16 protein-coding genes are annotated in these 16,944 nt (G+C 40.0%); 11 read left to right on the top strand and 5 right to left on the bottom strand.

Going from position 1 to position 16,944, the window contains the following annotated elements:
* Positions 1-9 precede the first annotated feature (9 nt).
* Entirely contained in the window at positions 10-2,664 is a 2,655-nt protein-coding gene (locus NLG42_RS10655; RefSeq protein WP_257683743.1) for an alpha/beta hydrolase family protein, read from the top strand.
* Between the two features lie 71 nt (positions 2,665-2,735).
* On the opposite strand, the gene NLG42_RS10650 is transcribed toward NLG42_RS10655, so the two are convergent.
* From NLG42_RS10650 to NLG42_RS10640, 3 genes are all read right to left on the bottom strand, one after another.
* Positions 2,736-2,999: a hypothetical protein gene (locus NLG42_RS10650; RefSeq protein WP_257683742.1), complete on the bottom strand. Its 264-nt coding sequence runs from the start codon at positions 2,997-2,999 to the stop codon at positions 2,736-2,738.
* 93 nt (positions 3,000-3,092) lie between these two features.
* On the bottom strand, positions 3,093-4,616 hold the full coding sequence (locus tag NLG42_RS10645) for a MauE/DoxX family redox-associated membrane protein (RefSeq protein ID WP_257683741.1): 1,524 nt from the start codon (positions 4,614-4,616) through the stop codon (positions 3,093-3,095).
* A 207-nt stretch (positions 4,617-4,823) separates the two neighbouring features.
* Positions 4,824-5,114, bottom strand: a complete 291-nt coding sequence (locus NLG42_RS10640) for a hypothetical protein (RefSeq protein ID WP_257683740.1) — start codon at positions 5,112-5,114, stop codon at positions 4,824-4,826.
* A gap of 292 nt (positions 5,115-5,406) precedes the next feature.
* On the opposite strand from NLG42_RS10640, the gene NLG42_RS10635 reads away from it, so the two are divergent.
* Genes NLG42_RS10635 through NLG42_RS10620 form a run of 4 tightly spaced genes read left to right on the top strand, consistent with a single transcriptional unit; the run spans position 5,407 to position 9,402 of the window.
* The gene (locus NLG42_RS10635) at positions 5,407-5,799 is read left to right on the top strand and encodes a plasmid mobilization protein (protein ID WP_257683739.1); all 393 of its coding nucleotides are present in this window, start codon (positions 5,407-5,409) and stop codon (positions 5,797-5,799) included.
* On the top strand, positions 5,784-7,043 hold the full coding sequence (locus tag NLG42_RS10630) for a relaxase/mobilization nuclease domain-containing protein (protein WP_257683738.1): 1,260 nt from the start codon (positions 5,784-5,786) through the stop codon (positions 7,041-7,043). Before NLG42_RS10635 ends, NLG42_RS10630 begins: the two co-directional genes overlap by 16 nt.
* Positions 7,044-7,062: 19 nt before the next feature.
* Entirely contained in the window at positions 7,063-9,051 is a 1,989-nt protein-coding gene (mobC, locus tag NLG42_RS10625) for a conjugal transfer protein MobC (RefSeq protein ID WP_257683737.1), read from the top strand.
* Between the two features lie 60 nt (positions 9,052-9,111).
* Positions 9,112-9,402 (top strand): DUF6965 family protein, encoded by a 291-nt coding sequence (locus NLG42_RS10620; protein ID WP_257683736.1) that lies wholly within the window; start codon positions 9,112-9,114, stop codon positions 9,400-9,402.
* A gap of 77 nt (positions 9,403-9,479) precedes the next feature.
* On the opposite strand, the gene NLG42_RS10615 is transcribed toward NLG42_RS10620, so the two are convergent.
* Positions 9,480-9,926 carry a response regulator gene (locus NLG42_RS10615; RefSeq protein WP_257683735.1) on the bottom strand — a complete coding sequence of 149 codons (447 nt, stop codon included), beginning with the start codon at positions 9,924-9,926 and terminating at the stop codon, positions 9,480-9,482.
* 436 nt (positions 9,927-10,362) lie between these two features.
* On the opposite strand from NLG42_RS10615, the gene dinB reads away from it, so the two are divergent.
* The 4 genes from dinB (at position 10,363) to NLG42_RS10595 (ending at position 15,801) form a co-directional block, all read left to right on the top strand.
* Positions 10,363-11,544: a DNA polymerase IV gene (gene dinB, locus NLG42_RS10610; RefSeq protein ID WP_257683734.1), complete on the top strand. Its 1,182-nt coding sequence runs from the start codon at positions 10,363-10,365 to the stop codon at positions 11,542-11,544.
* A 6-nt stretch (positions 11,545-11,550) separates the two neighbouring features.
* On the top strand, positions 11,551-14,604 hold the full coding sequence (locus NLG42_RS10605) for a DNA polymerase III subunit alpha (protein ID WP_257683733.1): 3,054 nt from the start codon (positions 11,551-11,553) through the stop codon (positions 14,602-14,604).
* A gap of 141 nt (positions 14,605-14,745) precedes the next feature.
* Entirely contained in the window at positions 14,746-15,372 is a 627-nt protein-coding gene (locus NLG42_RS10600; protein ID WP_257683732.1) for an SOS response-associated peptidase, read from the top strand.
* A 6-nt stretch (positions 15,373-15,378) separates the two neighbouring features.
* Positions 15,379-15,801, top strand: a complete 423-nt coding sequence (locus tag NLG42_RS10595; protein WP_257683731.1) for a hypothetical protein — start codon at positions 15,379-15,381, stop codon at positions 15,799-15,801.
* 111 nt (positions 15,802-15,912) lie between these two features.
* On the opposite strand, the gene NLG42_RS10590 is transcribed toward NLG42_RS10595, so the two are convergent.
* On the bottom strand, positions 15,913-16,242 hold the full coding sequence (locus tag NLG42_RS10590; RefSeq protein ID WP_257683730.1) for a hypothetical protein: 330 nt from the start codon (positions 16,240-16,242) through the stop codon (positions 15,913-15,915).
* A gap of 222 nt (positions 16,243-16,464) precedes the next feature.
* Between NLG42_RS10590 and NLG42_RS10585 the strand changes: the two genes are divergently transcribed.
* Both NLG42_RS10585 and NLG42_RS10580 read left to right on the top strand, forming a co-directional pair.
* The gene (locus NLG42_RS10585; protein ID WP_257683729.1) at positions 16,465-16,683 is read left to right on the top strand and encodes a hypothetical protein; all 219 of its coding nucleotides are present in this window, start codon (positions 16,465-16,467) and stop codon (positions 16,681-16,683) included.
* Positions 16,684-16,723: 40 nt separating this feature from the next.
* Positions 16,724-16,903, top strand: coding sequence for a DUF3606 domain-containing protein (locus NLG42_RS10580; RefSeq protein ID WP_257683728.1), 180 nt, complete (start codon positions 16,724-16,726; stop codon positions 16,901-16,903).
* Positions 16,904-16,944 lie beyond the last annotated feature (41 nt).

The following is a 16,944-nucleotide window of genomic DNA, read 5'->3' as shown; positions in this document are numbered from 1 at the left end:
AATTTTATCATGCTGAAAATTGTTCTATTTAAAATATCTAAAATCTCGCTTATACCTTTTTTTACCCTTGTTTCATTTTTTGTTTTGCCATTAGTAGCCTGCCCTTTAATTGGGCAGGTAATGGTAAAACAGAAATTAGATCCAGCCAGCTATCCTTTGTGGTCCACCTTTGAAATGGACAAAACGGCACCCAATGAAAAATGGGTAAGTTTCACAGTTAATTACGCTAATAAAACTGATTCCTTATTCCTGCGCGGAGTCTCGGACAATAAAACGTACCGTTTTACATCTTCCTCTACGTCTTTATTTACAAAAAATAACCTTTTTGTTTTTATGAAAAATGACACCCTCGTTACAATAAATCCCGAAAATGGAAAAATGGATTTTGTTGAAGCGGTAGAGCATTACGAGTATTCGGATCGAACAAACCTATTGATAGTCTATTGTCGATCAGAGAAAAACAAAGGAACTTTAAGAATAAAAAAACCTCTGGGAGAAACACTTCAGGAAATATCAGATGTGACAACTTTTTCGGTTAGCCCATCAGGAATCAACCTCTTATATAATCTTTGCTACAATGGGAAAAATTCAGTTTTTCTTACTGACCTAAAAAAATTAAATGCATCAGAATGGATAATGAGCGTTACTGAAAATTATTACGACAATTTTACGTGGCAGAGAAACGATAATGCGGTCGCTTTCTGTGGCAATTCGAAAACTGGAGAGCCTGCATCCGTATTTCTCTACACAATGGCCGACAAGAACTTGTATCAGTTTGATCCTGCCAAATCGGATGCATTTCCTAAAGGCAGTTCAATTGCAGACCTTGCTCGCAATAAGATGCTGGTGTCAGATGACCTTCAAAAGGTATTTTTTTCCATATCAAACCAAAATAAAACTTTTCCTGATCATTCCTATTCAAAAGTTGAAATTTGGAATACAAAAGACAGATGGATCTATCCACAGCGACAGCGTGACGGAAGCTCAGCTACGACACCAAAAGTATGTGTCTGGATGCCTAAAGCAAACTCTTTTAGACAAATAACCGATAATACATTATTGTCAATAATGCTTTCTACTGACTGCAGATTTGCCATTCTTTCTGATCCAAAAGCATATGAACCGCAGTTTGAATTTGAAAGTCCTAGAGATTACTATTTTTTGAACCTCAAAACCTTCGAGAAACATCTTATTCTTGAAAACCAGCCTGTACATATGCATGATATCTCAATATCGCCTGAGGCTAAATACATTTCTTATACAAAAAATAAAAATTGGTGGATTTACAATATAGAAAGTAAAACCCATACTAACGTTACTTCAAGAATCAGACAGTCTTTCTTTGGAAAAGTGCATCTTCTTACTGCAGACAGTGCTTATGGAAACCCCGGCTGGACTTCGCAGGATAAGGAAATTCTCCTTTACGATGAATTTGACTTGTGGGCAGTTAAACCCGATGGAACTGAATTCCGAAGATTAACCAATGGCAGAGCATCAAAAATAAAATACAGGATGGATTTGAAACCCATAACTATTAGCCGTAAATACCTTTATGATGGACTTCTCCTGCCGAAGTATGATCTTAATAAAACACTCTTGCTGCGAGGCGAAAATCAAAACGGACAGACAGGATTCTATATCTGGAATGCAGCCAATAGCATTAACACACTTCTAGTCGGTGATTCGTATTTTTCAAATCTCATTACAGGGTCAAAAAGAAAGACTTTTTTCTGTACTGAACAGAAGTTTGATCTTCCGCCTAGAATAATATCAAAAGAAAACAACTCGGCTAAAAAATGTATTTTTCAAAGCAACCCCCAGCATGCTACGTTTGACTGGGGAACGAGCGAACTTGTTTCCTTTAAAAATTCAAAAAACGAAAGCTTAAAAGGAATTTTATATTATCCTGCAGCATATGACCCAATGCTAAAATATCCCATGATTGTCAGCATTTATGAAACACAGTCTCCCGGACTCCATAAATACTGGAATCCTTCGCTTGAAAATGAATCCGGGTACAATCCAAGTGTTTTTACTACCAATGGTTATTTTGTTTTCCGTCCTGATATAATTCATGAAAGACAAAATGTTGGGCCTTCAACTTTGGACTGTGTTGTATCTGGTACACAAAGCATTATAGACCGCGGAATTGTCAATCCAAAAAAGATTGGCATCATGGGACATTCATTTGGCGGCTACGAGACAGCCTATGTCATAAACCGAACCAATATTTTTGCGGCTGCAATAGCCAGCGGTGCCATAACGGATCTGAACAGCCGATATCTTACAATTGGCACTAATACTGCAAAGCCGGAAATGTGGCGCTTTGCTTCAGGCGGCTGGCGCATGGGAGAAAAAACACCTTTTTACGACCGAGTTGATTTTGACAGGAACTCTCCTCTTGCATTCATTGGAAATTTACAGACTCCACTTTTAATGTGGAGCGGAAAAGAAGATACGCAGGTGGATCCATTTCAGAGTAAGGCATATTATATGGCACTGCGGAGATTATCTAAAAATAATATTATGCTTTTCTACCCGAATGAAGGCCATACGCTGCTTAACCCTATTAACCAGAAAGATTTAAATGAGCGTGTTCTACAATGGTTTGCTTACTATCTCAAAGATGAAAAAATTTACGCCTGGATTGATAATGTAGATTAATCATAATAATTAAAAAATAAACAATGCCGTACCTATTTGGTGCGGCATCGTTATTAAAAACTTGCTTCAATTTATGGATTTTCCTGCCATAAGGTCTGCACACAATTTCCACTGCCATCTTTACCATATAGTTGAGTGGAACCAATACGACAAAGGAAGTCTAATTCCTGATTATCACACTGTTTCACAATATTCTGACAGTCACTTTGTCTGTAAGCGTTTACAAATGCTACTTCTTTCTCAGCTTTCTGCATTGAAGTGGTTGCAAAAGCTCCAAAGATACCTGCTGCCGCAACAGCAAATGGCATCACATTTTTAAAAATTTGCGTTTTCATAATACTAAATGTTAAGTTAACTTTCGATCTACTTTTTTTTACAGGTTTTCGATCTTTGTCCTGATACTGGCCAGTATATTTTTAGCGTAAATTCTATTTCGGATTATTGCTCTTCATTTCATTACTTAGTTTATCCTTAAATTCGTAGAGTGCCAGCTTCTTGCCTACAACAGCATATAAATATTTGCGGGTCACTTTGAACGAACTCATTTTGCCATCATTTGAATTGTACACAGGAAAGCTTAACAGATATTCATTTCTATTAAAATCATAAACATCAATTATGCTTGCCTGATCCCAGAGTTTATCATTTTCATATCTTCCTTTGATCTTTGAATGTACAAAGAGCAGATTTTCACATACAGCAGCTTTGGCATTAACCACATAAGGAGGTGCCGACATTTTCCTCTGCGTATCGTTTTTCAGATAGGAAATCTTGATTTTGGCTTTAGTCGTAGTATCGATAGTTCTGCCGCGTAAAGCCAAGTTTCCTGTCTTGCCAGCAACAATGAATTCATTTCTATAATAATACAGATACAAGATTTTACGATCTATTTCACTATAGGTTAAAACCCCATCGGTATCAAAAACGCCATCAATCTGCTGTTGAAGGAGAGAATCGTTATATATTGATTTTCCATTATTTCCCGCGCTGTAGATCCCTATTATATTGGCTAGCTTTTTTCCGTTATTGGAACGAAATACTATAGTAGTGCTGTCCATCGGTTCTGCCACTGTAAAGTATGGCATTCCTTTAAATTCTTTATCAATTTTCCAATCTGAAATTTTGCCTCTGAAAATGACAGGCACGGTTCCATCCTTAATATAAAAATACCCGCCACTTACACTTATTCTGATGCTTTTAAAAGCAATCTTTGCAGGATCAAAAATAATCTGATGCACTTGTTCATTTTTAAGTTTCTCATCCACCGAAACAATGCGGCCAGGGCTGGTGTAATTTCCCAGATAGATCCTTCCATTAGACATTCCCGCTATATAAAAAGAATTAAACTTGAGATCTTTTTGAGACAGAAATACAGAGGGATGTTTTGCATATCGCCTTGTAAAAGGATTTTTATAATGCATGATGTTTTCTGAACGCAGAAATAAAAAGATCATAAGTCCGGTGCTGCATAAGAAAATAACCAGCATACTTTTAACCGGTTCAAAATTATGTCTTCCCAGTCTTAAATTGTAAGCCTTAGCATAAAAATAAATGGCTGCTGCCGCCAGCAATGCAAACACTACATTGAAAACCAGATGCACCTTCCAGCTCATCTTTTCCAAAATACCGCCACAGGAGCATGGCACAAAAGAACTGTAATTCAACACAATAAAAATATAAACCGTAAACATGGCCATTAGACTGAAAGCACCTAGAAGTCCCCATATCCTGAATCTCGGAATGCAAAGCAGCAAGGCGATAATCAACTCCAGCACCGGAACTGTCCATACAATCCATGAAGCAAAAGCGCTTACCAAAGGCGACTGCCCCACCTGTACTTGAAAATTTTCGAAATCCAATAATTTACTTACAGCGGCATAAATAAAAAGCAATATATATAAGAGACTGATTACTTCAATTATAGGTTGTTTGATGTAGCCTTTTAAATTCATAAAATTATTCTTTAATTAATATTCAAATTAAAAACCTTTTTCTTTTAAGCTTTTACAAATGTAAAACGCCGAAATGAAAGAAAACACATCAAAAACACGCCAAAAAACATCAAAAATACGCCAATTTATATTTGAAGATTATGTAATAAAAAATGCTTCACAGATTAAAAATCCATAAAGCATTTTCTTTTTTTCAAACTTCTTTAATTAAGTTTTAGCATCTTCAATAAAACTCAAAAGCTTCTGGTTAAGTTCTATAAGACCGGCTTTTTGGAGACACTCCTGCGAGACATTTTTTAGTTCTATTAGTTCTTCCTCTGCAATGCTTCCCATCAGGCTTGCTTCATCTTTTTCAAGCAGCACTCCCCTGTCAATAAAATGGCATAACAGAAGTACATTTTTGCGTGAAATTTTCAGATCAATCTTCACCGGCTCACTCATGCCAGGGATGCTCAAAACGGTATCGAACACCTTGGCTGCATAATTCTTTGCACTCATAATTTCAGCGTTTTTAAATTAATAAATCAAAGTCTAAAGATACCAATGGCATCTCAAAGCATCATAAGCAAAATTTACCTATGATGGGATGTTTTGGAATTTCCTGCATAAATTCGTCTGAATATTTGAAAGATGTCTGAGTTTTTAAACAGACTCTGTAGGATTGCCACGCCTTGCTGCAATCTGCAAGATGTCCGGTTGTATCACAACCGCTATCTTGCTGCCCCTCTGCTCGGAACTCGCTGGCAGTGAAAACTGGAAGATTTATAATGTCGAATGAAAAGGAAAAATGATGGAAGAAGAGAAAAAAAACAGGACAAGATGGCTTCATCTTAGGCTCAGCGAAAAGGAATATGAAGTTTTACAGCAATATTTTGCAGACTCGGTCTGCCCGAAAATAAGTGATTTTGCACGTAAAAATCTGCTGAGAAAACCTATTGTTTTGAAATGCAGAAATGCATCTATTGATGAGCTGATGGCAGAATTGACACGCCTCAGAACAGAGCTTAATCCCATTGGAAATAATCTTAACCAGGCTGTAAAAAAACTGCACACACTTTCACACATTTCTGAATTCAAAGTGTGGATACTGAGTTTCGAAACAGATAAAAAAATGCTGTTCAACTCTATTGATGCAATTAAAAATACAATCCAAAATCTTGCTGAAAAATGGTTGCAGTCATAAATACGGGATCATCAGTCAGAAGTATTTTTAACTACAATGAAAATAAGATCGAAGCAGAAAAAGCAGAGCTTATCGGCGACGGAAATTATCCTGTTGAAGCCTCGGGACTTCACAGAGATCTCAGGTTGAAACTGCTTTTAAAAATGCTCGAATTAAATTCCAATGTGAAACGGGGAAGCGTGCATATCTCACTGAATTTTGATTCCTCTGAAAGTAATCTGCCGAAAGAAAAACTCATGGAAATTGCCCACGTTTATATGGACAAAATAGGGTTCGGGGTGCAGCCTTATCTGGTGTACCAGCATCATGATGCGGGACATCCGCATATCCACATTGTTTCTATAAAAGTGAAATCGGACGGGAAAAGAATTGACATGAATAACATAGGGAAAAACCGGTCCGAAACAGCACGAAGGGATATTGAAAAGGCATTTGGTTTAGTTGCCGCCCAGAGTAGTAAGAAGGAAAAAATCAATATAAAACCTGTAAAAAGTATTGTTGTTCAATATGGGGAATCTGAAACTAAAAAAGCAATTGCCAATGTTCTGAACGCTGTTATTCCAAATTATAGGTATACCACCGTGGGAGAATTAAATGCTGTTCTAAACCTGTACAATATCACCGCAATGCAGGGAGCGAAAGATTCAAGAATGTTTCAGCATAGAGGACTAGCATACCAGATTTTAAATGACAAAAAACAGCCGGTCGGCGTTCCCATAAAAGCAAGCAGTTTTTACCTTAAGCCCACTTTAAAATATTTGGAGTTAAAGTTTATTGCAAATAAGACAGCCCGAAATCCCCATTTGAAAAGAATTAAAAATGCAGTTGATATGGCATTCATTCAGAACAAAATAAAGACGGTTTCCAATCTAGACAGAATTCTTATAAAGGACGGGATTAAGATTGCAGAGAGAAGAAATGAACAGGGAATTCTTTATGGTTTAACTTATGTGGACCACATAACAAAATGCGTTTTTAACGGGAGTATTTTGGGTAAGCCGTATGCTGCATCAGAAATTGAAAAACGGTGCGGTCTGAAAATATCCAATACTAACCGAAAAGCTGTTGGAGATATCGATCATAAAGAGATTGTGAATACATCGCAGCATTCATCTTTTATCAGCGGAAACGAACTGCAAAAGATATTTGATTCCCTGCTGCAATCTGATTCAGCTGCTGCTTACGTTTCAAAGGAATTCAAAAGAAAAAAGAAAAGAAGAAGAAGAAAAGGACTTAATGATTAATAAATAAAAAACTAAGACAATGCAGACAGGTGAAAATGAACAGGCGCTTAGAAAAATTCTTGATATGACAAGGCTTATTAGCATGATACTGCTCTGCCTTCATTTCTACTATTTCGGATATAATGTTTTTAGGTTCTGGGGGCTTACGAATGACCTTGGGGATAAAATACTGCAGAACATTTTCCGCACAGGACTGTTGGATTATTTCCATACCTCTAAACTTTTTGCCTTGGGATTTTTAAGCATCTCCCTTCTTGGTGCAAAGGGCAGGAAAAACGAAAAGCTGAACTCGAAAAGAGCCACGTATTACATTGTTGCAGGATTCACGGCTTACTTCTCAAGTTACTTTTTTCTGATTGCTTTCTCGATGCCTGAAACAAAACTGATTATCTATATGCTGTGCACTGCTCTAGGATATCTGCTGCTGCTGTCAGGAGGCACACTGCTTTCTAGAATCATTCACAGAAATCTGAGCAGCAGTGATATTTTCAACAGGGAAAATGAGACCTTTCCTCAGGAAGAAAGGCTTCTTGAAAATGAATATTCCGTCAATCTTCCGGCAAAGTATAATCTGAAAAATAAAGTGCGGAAAAGCTGGATAAATATCATAAACCCCTTTCGGGGAATACTGGTAGCGGGAACACCTGGATCTGGAAAATCTTATTTTGTGATCCGACATGTGATAACCCAGCACATCCGTAAAGGATTCTCAATGTTTGTGTACGATTTTAAATTTGATGATCTCAGCATTATTGCCCATAACACCTGGCTTAAGTATAAACATTTGTATATGGTTGAGCCTAAATTTTATGTAATCAATTTTGATGACCTGAGCCGTACCCACAGGTGCAATCCCCTTGATCCAAAATCAATGACAGACATCACGGATGCTGGTGAGTCGGCACGCACAATTCTTCTAGGATTAAACCGTGAATGGATAAAAAAACAGGGAGACTTTTTTGTGGAATCGCCTATTAATTTCCTTTCAGCAGTAATCTGGTATCTGAGAAAATACAACAACGGTGAATTCTGCACGCTGCCTCATGTTATCGAACTGATGCAGGTTGAATACAATAGTCTTTTTACGCTGCTCAGGACTGAAAAAGAAATAGAGATTCTGATCGACCCTTTTGTCAGCGCCTATCTGAATAACGTCATGGAGCAGCTTGAGGGGCAGATCGCTTCCGCTAAGATTTCCATGGCACGATTGTCGAGTGCGCAGCTTTATTACGTGCTCTCCGGTAATGATTTTACACTCGATATTAATAATCCTGCAGATCCAAAGATAGTCTGCATGGGAAACAATCCTTTGAAAATCCAGACCTATGGTGCTGTTCTTTCCCTTTTTGTGAGCAGGCTCATCAAGCAGGTAAACCAGAAAGACAGACTTAAAAGCAGTCTGGTATTTGATGAATTTCCTACCATCTATCTCAACAATATGGACAGCCTGATAGCTACTGCAAGAAGCAACAAGGTGAGCACATGTCTGGGGATTCAGGACTTCAGCCAGCTGCGTAAGGATTACGGCCGCGAGCAGGCAGATGTCATACTCAATATTACTGGAAATATCATCAGTGGCCAGGTGAACGGCGACACCGCCAAACAGCTTTCTGAGCGCTTTGGAAAAATAATGCAGGATCGCGAAAGCCTTTCAATTAACAGCTCAGATACCTCCATCAGCAAATCAAAACAATTGGAATCCGCTGTACCTGCTTCTAAGATTTCCTGTTTAAGTTCAGGTGAATTTGTAGGTATTACTGCTGACAATCCTGACTGTAAAATTGAACTCAAAACATTTCATTCCGAAATAATAAATAATCATGATGAACTTAAAAAAGAAGAGAATTCATATCAGCAGATCAGTCCGGTACGGATCATAAATAATACTATGATTGAACGCAATTATCTGCAGATAAAAGAAGATATATCAGAGATTGTAAATTCAGAATTAGAACGGCTTTTACATGACCCGGCATTGTCTCATTTAGTAATCAAAAAAAAGAAATAAGTCTTATTATAATCTTATTGTTTAATTGACCTGCGGCTGGTTTTTAATTAATTTTGCACTATGAATCCAGAAGAAATTAAACGATACTTTGAAAGCAGTCCCCCGCCATTGCAGGTAGACTGGAAGCCATGGGCAAAAATCACAGACTCGCAGCTTTTCCTAAAAAGCTGTTACACAGGAATACGCACCTTTAATGGGCCGCTTGACATGTGCCCGGCATGGTGGCATCTTAGAGACTTTTATATTCTGATGAAAAAGACAGCCCAGCAGGATGCTGTGGAGAAAACAGAAGGAGCTGCCGCAGGGCATTCTGCTGAAAAAGCTCCTGCAGAAACCGAACCTGCCTTATAAGACTGCAAATGGTTTAAAAAAAGCCGTGCAATTTATGATGCACGGCTTTTTTTTGGACTTGTACATTTATTTTTATTTCAGGTAATAAGAAACTGTTTTTTATTCCAGGAGGCATTCCACTGCAACTCGAGGATTTCCGTAAGAAGACTTTTAAGCCCGTGAAATGTGCTGGGCTTGACGGCATACAGATCAGCTCCTAGTTTATAAGAAAGCTCAACATTTTCAATATTGCTGCTCGTTGAAAGCATAATTATTTTCAGCTGTTTCAAACGATCATCCGCATTTCGTATTTCCTCAAGACATTCAAATCCGTTTTTACCGGGCATATTAATATCAAGAAATAGAATTTCGGGAATCTCTAATGCGGGACTGTAAAGGCAGTTAAGAAGCTTCTGCCCGTCTTCGGCCTGCTGCACTTTAATCGGCATATCGAGCTCATTGACCGCATCCATAAACAGCATTCTGTCATCCTCATCATCATCTGCATGAAAAATAATCTTTTGGGAATTCTTTTGTTGTAACATAGCTTAGAAATTTATGCAGTTACAGAAGACAAGAATCTACAAATCTGCAAAAGCTTATATAAATATCAAAGCATTTGAAAATCGATAAACAATCGAATTATATCCGTGGAGCGGTTAATAGCTTACAAAGATACGTCATTTACTTACAAAATAGTCATTAATTTCATATTTAACATAAATATTACAAAAGGAAAAGTGAATTTAACTGCAGAACTTTCATTCCTTAAAATATGCCTGCTTCACCCTTTTCAAAAAAAAATCTCATTTAAAGTGGCGTTGCGTAAATTCTGAATAAACATTTTTGACTGTAAAAAAATGCTTTTCAAATCCCCTGCAAAATAAGGATTTTATAATTTTGTTACTATTTATAACATTATACTTTTTAAAAATGTTATTATCTGTTACTAATTTTGATTCGTATAAATGGATAGAAATTATGACAAGGGCAATTGTACACATCGACATGAACACGTTTTTCGTTTCCTGCGAAAGACTCACCAATTCTGAACTTAACGGTATCCCGCTGATTATCGGCGGAGGAGAAAGAGGCGTCGTGGCTTCGTGTTCTTATGAGGCCAGGAAGTTTGGCGTTCGCTCGGCAATGCCGATCCACATGGCCATGAAATTGTGCCCGCAGGCCAAAATCATGAAAGGCGACATGGAATTGTATTCCAGGCTTTCCCACGACATTACAGAGATAATCCAGGAAAAAGCGCCCGTAGTAGAAAAGGCTAGTATTGACGAGTTTTATCTCGACATCACCGGAATGGACAAATTTTACGGCAGCTACAAATGGACCGACGAACTTGCCCAGCGTATCACAAAAGAAACAGGCCTGCCCCTCACCTTTGCACTTTCAATAAACAAAACGGTATCCAAAATCGGAACAGGTGAAGGCAAACAGAAACAGAACCTTGAAATTCCGGAACATCTGGTGCAGTCATTTTTAAATCCTCTTTCGATCCGCAAAATCCCGATGGTCGGCGAACAGACCTTTCAGCTGCTTTCACGGATTGGTATCCGCACCATCCGCACGCTTTCAGAAATGCCCGCTGATGTGCTGATGCAGATGATTGGCAAAAACGGCATTGAACTCTGGAAAAAGGCCAACGGCATAGACAACAATCCCGTTGAACCTTACACGGAGCGGAAATCCATTTCCACCGAACACACTTTCTCGCAGGATACCATTGACATTCCTAAGCTCAATCGGGTCCTCTTGGGAATGGTGGAAAAACTAGCTTTTCAGCTGCGTTCCGAAGAGTGGCTGACCTCAACGGTGACAGTCAAAATCAGGTATGCCAACTTTGATACCGAAACCAAACAGTGCAGGGTGCAGTATACCTCAGCGGATCACATACTCACAAAGACAGTTCAGGAACTCTTTGATAAACTCTACCAGCGCCGAATGCGTCTGCGCCTTATCGGTATACGTTTCAGCGGACTGGTCAGGGGCACCTATCAGATAGATCTTTTTCAGGATACAGAAGAAATGCTTGCCCTCTATCAGGCTATGGACCGCATGAAAAGCCGCTACGGTTTTGATGCGGTAATGCGATGCGCAGGAGCTTCCTTTAAGCCCAATAATAAAAATGAAATCCTAAAACGTAAACCCTGAGAAGCCATGTATCTCAACTGCCACTCTTTTCACTCCCTGCGTTATGGAACCATACCGCTGGACGAGCTTGTGCCCCAGGCTGCAGCCTGCGGGGTCACCGCTATGGCACTTACCGATATTAATACGGTAACAGGAATTTACGATTTTATTAAGCACTGCGGCCAGGAAGGCATCAAACCTATTGTAGGGATGGAATTCCGCTCGGAATTTCAGCTCCGCTATATCGGGCTTGCCCAAAACGCTGCAGGACTCGCGCAGATGAACCGATTTTTGACTGCACATAATTTTGAAAAGAAGCCGCTTCCTGAAACTGCACCTTTTTTTTCGGATGTTTTCGTAATCTACCCTTTGGAAAATGCGCCTGATGAGCTGCGCGATAATGAGTACATCGGTATTCGTCCCGACCAGCTGCAGAAGCTTGTGCTCTGCCAGTGGAGAAAGCGCACCGCAGATATGGTTATTCTCCAGCCGGTTACTTTCCGCTCTAAAAAGGAATACAATCTGCACCGCATCCTGCGTGCTATTGACCGCAATGTAATTCTCTCCCGGCTTGAACCTAGGGATACCTGCAGCACTTCCGATAAGATGATGCCGCTTTTTGAGCTTCTGGAATTTTATAAAGAATATCCGCAGATCATCCAGAACACACAGAAAATTATTGATGCCTGCAATTTCAGCTATGATTTCCAGACTCCCAAAAATAAAAAATACTACACCAACAACAGAAAAAGCGATATAGACCTATTGACCTCTCTGGCAAAGCAGGGACTTGTATGGCGCTACGGCGCAAAAAACATACGGGCAAGGGAGAGAATGGAAAAGGAACTCAAGGTAATAAGCCAGCTGGAATTCAGCGGCTACTTTCTTATCACCTGGGATATCATCCGTTTCAGCAGCAGCCAGGGTTTTCTGCATATCGGCAGGGGAAGCGGCGCCAACAGCATCGTTGCCTACTGTCTTGGCATAACAGATATCTGTCCGCTGGAACTGGATCTGTATTTTGAGCGTTTTTTAAATGAAAACCGCAAAAGCCCGCCCGATTTTGATATCGACTGGAGCTGGAAGGAACGCGATGTAATTCTGGAATATATCTTTAACCGTTATACCTATGAACATGTGGCCTTCTGCGGTACCAATGTCGAATTTAAGTACCGTTCCATTTTCAGGGAAGTCGGAAAAGTATTCGGCCTTCCTAAAGAGGAACTCGATATGCTGGCTAAAAACCCGATGAAATTCCATGAGTCAAATTCAATTGTAAAATTCGTGCAGGAGTACGGAATGATGCTGGAGAAATATCCCAACCAGAGAAGCATGCATTCCTGCGGCATCCTGATTTCTGAAGAACCTATTACCAATTACACGCCCCTTGAAATGCCTCCAAAGGGATTTCCAATTGCGCTTTTTGATATGCATGTGGCAGAGGATATTGGCTTTGAAAAATTTGACATCCTGAGCCAGCGCGGGATCGGACATATTGATGAGAGCGTGAAACTGATAGAAAAAAACAGGGGGATACGTATCAACATCCGTGATACTTCGATATCGAAAAATGAAGCTGCCGCTAATTCCTATCTGGCACAGGGAAAAACAATCGGATGTTTCTACATTGAGAGCCCTGCCATGCGCGGACTGCTCAGAAGATTAAAATGTGACAATTATAAGACTCTTGTTGCTGCCTCCTCCATTATACGCCCTGGCGTGGCACAGTCCGGTATGATGAAGGAATACATTTTCCGCCATAACCATCCGTCAAAATTTGAATATTTCCATCCTGTATTCCAGGAGCAGCTTGGGGAGACCTACGGCATTATGGTGTATCAGGAGGATGTCATTAAAATTGCACTTCATTACGGCGGGCTTCCCGCTGCAGACGGCGACATTCTCCGCCGTGCCATGTCGGGAAAAGGGAGATCTAAAGCTGCACTTCAGAAAGTGAAAGAGAATTTCTTTACCTGCTGTGAAAAGAAAGGACATCCGCGTCAGCTTAGTGAGGAAATATACCGCCAGATCGAATCCTTTGCCGGTTACTCCTTCTGTAAGGCGCACTCTGCCTCCTATGCGGTTGAAAGCTACCAGAGCCTTTACCTAAAGGTTCACTACCCTATAGAGTTTATGGTAGCGGTTATTAACAATCAGGGAGGTTTTTACCGTCTTGAAATATATGTGCATGAGGCAAGGATGGCAGGCGCCGTAATCCATAATCCATGCGTGAACAAAAGTACTTTTGAGACCACCCTTTATGGAAATGATGTATATCTTGGCTTTATGCACCTGATGAGCCTCGACTCTAAAATGGCGCAGTTTATAGAGTCTGAACGCAGCAGAAATGGGGATTTTCTCTCCTTGGAAGACTTTATAAACCGCATCCCGATGGGAATAGAAAGCGTAAAGATCCTGATTTTCATCGGCGCATTCCGCTTTACCGGAAAAACTAAAAATCAGCTGCTGGTCATTGCAAGCCTGCTTTTAAATAATTTTAAACCGGAGAACAGGACACCGATGCTGCTGCAGGAACCGGTAAAAGAATATAACCTCCCGACTCTTGAAAGGTCATTATTTGAAGATGCATTTGATGAAATCGAGCTTCTGAGCTTTCCTGTTTCCTGTACGGTCTTTGACCTTCTCCAGACAAAACACCGCGGGGATATAAAAGTACGCGACCTTCCGTCCTGCCATAAAAAACAGGTCCGAATGCTTGCCTACTTGATTTCCACCAAACAGGTACCGACAAAAAAGGGCAATATGTATTTCGGCACCTGGATCGATAATGAAGGGGCATATTTTGACACGGCCCATTTTCCTGACTCGCTTGTGCAGCACCCCTTTAAAGGCGGAGGCTGTTACCTGCTGCTTGGGACTGTGGAAATTGATTACCATTTTCCAACCATTACCATTCATAAAATGGCAAAAATGCCGTTTATTCCCGATCCCCGTTATATGGATTCAAAAGACCAGTACAGGACACAGGAGCTTATCCGCGAAGATGTCAGCACGACCGAAAGGCTTCCCTATCCTCAGGAGCATGAAATCAATCTGCCAAGACATAAAATGAAGACATGATAACTTTATAACATTTACAGCCTGCTGCAATATAGCGCTTTAACTTATATTTTCTTAAATTTGATGGACAGGCTCAGAAGCACAGCACTAAAAGGATGCCTATTTTAAAACCGAACATCTTACAGAACTAAATTATATCTTATGTGTTATTATACCCAGCAGATGTCAACGATAGACCAGGTAAAAAAAAGATTTCATATCGAAATTGATAACGAGGAAACTTTCCTGCAGACAGATTTCATAAATGGTTTTGCCTATCCCAACCTGCCGGTGATACTGGATATCAGGCCGGATCTTGTCACCACGAATTATACTTGGGGATTTCTTCCCCCATGGGCTAAAGATAAGGACTTCAGAAAAAATACGCTCAATGCAAGGATTGAGACTATTGATGAGAAAGCTTCCTTTAAGGACAGCCTTGAGAAACGCTGCCTGATAATTGCAACTGCCTATTATGAGTGGCGCTGGCATGATGAGAAGGGAAAATCCAAACAGAAGTACCAGATCAATTCGCAGGACGAGGAAATCTTTACTTTTGCAGGCCTTTACAATACCTGGACCGAACCTTCAACCGGTCAGCAGTTCAATACCTACACCATGCTTACCACGGAAGCAAACGAGGTAATGCAGTATGTGCATAACCATAAAAAAAGGATGCCGATCCTTCTAAACAAAAACGACGAAGCATCCTGGCTTGACCATTCAGTGGCTGTCTCTGAATTTGCCTATCCTTATGAGGCCAAAATAATTGCATTGGAATCAAATTAAGCAGATATGCAGCACGATATAGATTATTTCAAAGGCGTAAGCAATCAGGAAATCCACGAGCGGTTTAAAAAAGAGCTGTACTCGAAAACCGAATTTGTGCAGTACAATGACCCGGATGATTTTTTCGATCCCGAGCAGGAATACGGCGACCATATAACACAGTGCATCGAAAATGAAAAGCAGTTTATAAAAGAAATAATCAGCAATTCAGCTGCCCAAAACGGCGTGGTGCTGAGCGGGGAAGAAATTGAAATAATCAGCAGGATTAAAAGAGAGCAGATATACAGCGAAGCCGGAACATTGATTGATGATTATATAGAGCAGGTATCGGTAACGTATATTGATCCTGCGGGTGAATGCGATCACAAATATCTGCTGCACCGATGGCTGTGCAAAGGCCTAAAATATCTCCGCTCGCTTATCAGATAATACCGTTTTTAATCCGCGGGCTCCTGTTCTGTATCTTTATCGAAAATCATGAAGCTGTGTCTCAAACATTCCACCTTTTAGATAATTTTCCTACATCTTCTTCCTGCCATCTTATAGGTATATAGTAATGTCTTTTTCATCCCGTCGGATTTCAGCACGGCATTCTTTAAGCATATTCAAAGCAAGCGCTTCCACCTGCAGTTCGTCCAGCCCTTCATATCCAATAGGATCTTCCGTATCGAAATGGATATCTATAAAGGTAAGGCCGCGGCTGACCACTTCCATATCGTCGCTTATGATATCACAGTGATTGTCGATTTCCCGTCCAAAATATTCAACCTGCGTCAGCCCGCGGTTGATAAGTGCGGCAACAAAATCACTTGAAATACTTTCGGGCAGTACAGTTTTCGCTGCCGATAAAACCATAGTATGCTGCTCCATGAGAATGTTTTTTTTTATTCAACACTCTAATTTACAAAATATTAAACAAATTTTCTAGAAATCGTTAAGCCAATTTAATTTTAAAATCCAATGGCGTTCTTTTTATTAGCGATGTGATTATTCCGGCGCATGATAATTAAATAACATCTTAAAATAGTCCTGTAAGCACATTGCACCTTATCTGCTTAATTTTAAGATGATTAATTATAAAATAATAACATCATGGAAAATATAAATAATTTCAGTGCTGAAGAACTGCAAAAGTGCCCATACCACCAAATGCTCAGCGCGCAGGAGAATGAAGGCGAAAATCAGAATGAAAATACGGGGGACTGGGGAGATATCGATGAAAGCGACCAGGACGGCACCAGCCCTCACCGCAATGAAAAAAACAGCGGTAATCCATCACATGCAGGCTCGGGCAGAAACACAAACACCTGACCGGTGATGAAATAAATTATTAATTCTAAAATCAATAATCATGAGCGACGATTTAAACAAAAAAGGACAGCAGGACCGGTCACGCATTAATATGAATGAGGATCACGAGGTGGCCTACTGGACAGAAAAATTCAATGTCAGCCGGGAAGAACTGCAAAAGGCCGTGGACCAGGCAGGAAATTCTGCCGACGCTGTTGCGCAGGTGCTGCGCTCGAAATAGCACAAGACTGTACTTAATAAAAATCCCCGTCATATGCCATA

Origin of the sequence: Flavobacterium plurextorum, from assembly GCF_024638035.1 — a bacterium.
Lineage (GTDB): Bacteria > Bacteroidota > Bacteroidia > Flavobacteriales > Flavobacteriaceae > Flavobacterium > Flavobacterium plurextorum.
Note: the sequence above shows the minus strand (reverse complement) of the source record. Positions and strands in the feature narration are given on the sequence as shown.

What these genes read in the sequence shown, in the direction of transcription:
- NLG42_RS10585 (WP_257683729.1), top strand. Translation starts at nt 16,465, where the DNA reads ATGGAAAATATAAATAATTTCAGTGCTGAAGAACTGCAAAAGTGCCCA.
- NLG42_RS10600 (WP_257683732.1), top strand. Translation starts at nt 14,746, where the DNA reads ATGTGTTATTATACCCAGCAGATGTCAACGATAGACCAGGTAAAAAAA.
- NLG42_RS10595 (WP_257683731.1), top strand. Translation starts at nt 15,379, where the DNA reads ATGCAGCACGATATAGATTATTTCAAAGGCGTAAGCAATCAGGAAATC.
- NLG42_RS10655 (WP_257683743.1), top strand. Translation starts at nt 10, where the DNA reads ATGCTGAAAATTGTTCTATTTAAAATATCTAAAATCTCGCTTATACCT.
- NLG42_RS10635 (WP_257683739.1), top strand. Translation starts at nt 5,407, where the DNA reads ATGGAAGAAGAGAAAAAAAACAGGACAAGATGGCTTCATCTTAGGCTC.
- mobC (WP_257683737.1), top strand. Translation starts at nt 7,063, where the DNA reads ATGCAGACAGGTGAAAATGAACAGGCGCTTAGAAAAATTCTTGATATG.
- NLG42_RS10620 (WP_257683736.1), top strand. Translation starts at nt 9,112, where the DNA reads ATGAATCCAGAAGAAATTAAACGATACTTTGAAAGCAGTCCCCCGCCA.
- NLG42_RS10590 (WP_257683730.1), bottom strand. Translation starts at nt 16,242, where the DNA reads ATGGAGCAGCATACTATGGTTTTATCGGCAGCGAAAACTGTACTGCCC.
- NLG42_RS10630 (WP_257683738.1), top strand. Translation starts at nt 5,784, where the DNA reads ATGGTTGCAGTCATAAATACGGGATCATCAGTCAGAAGTATTTTTAAC.
- dinB (WP_257683734.1), top strand. Translation starts at nt 10,363, where the DNA reads ATGACAAGGGCAATTGTACACATCGACATGAACACGTTTTTCGTTTCC.
- NLG42_RS10605 (WP_257683733.1), top strand. Translation starts at nt 11,551, where the DNA reads ATGTATCTCAACTGCCACTCTTTTCACTCCCTGCGTTATGGAACCATA.
- NLG42_RS10640 (WP_257683740.1), bottom strand. Translation starts at nt 5,114, where the DNA reads ATGAGTGCAAAGAATTATGCAGCCAAGGTGTTCGATACCGTTTTGAGC.
- NLG42_RS10580 (WP_257683728.1), top strand. Translation starts at nt 16,724, where the DNA reads ATGAGCGACGATTTAAACAAAAAAGGACAGCAGGACCGGTCACGCATT.
- NLG42_RS10615 (WP_257683735.1), bottom strand. Translation starts at nt 9,926, where the DNA reads ATGTTACAACAAAAGAATTCCCAAAAGATTATTTTTCATGCAGATGAT.
- NLG42_RS10650 (WP_257683742.1), bottom strand. Translation starts at nt 2,999, where the DNA reads ATGAAAACGCAAATTTTTAAAAATGTGATGCCATTTGCTGTTGCGGCA.
- NLG42_RS10645 (WP_257683741.1), bottom strand. Translation starts at nt 4,616, where the DNA reads ATGAATTTAAAAGGCTACATCAAACAACCTATAATTGAAGTAATCAGT.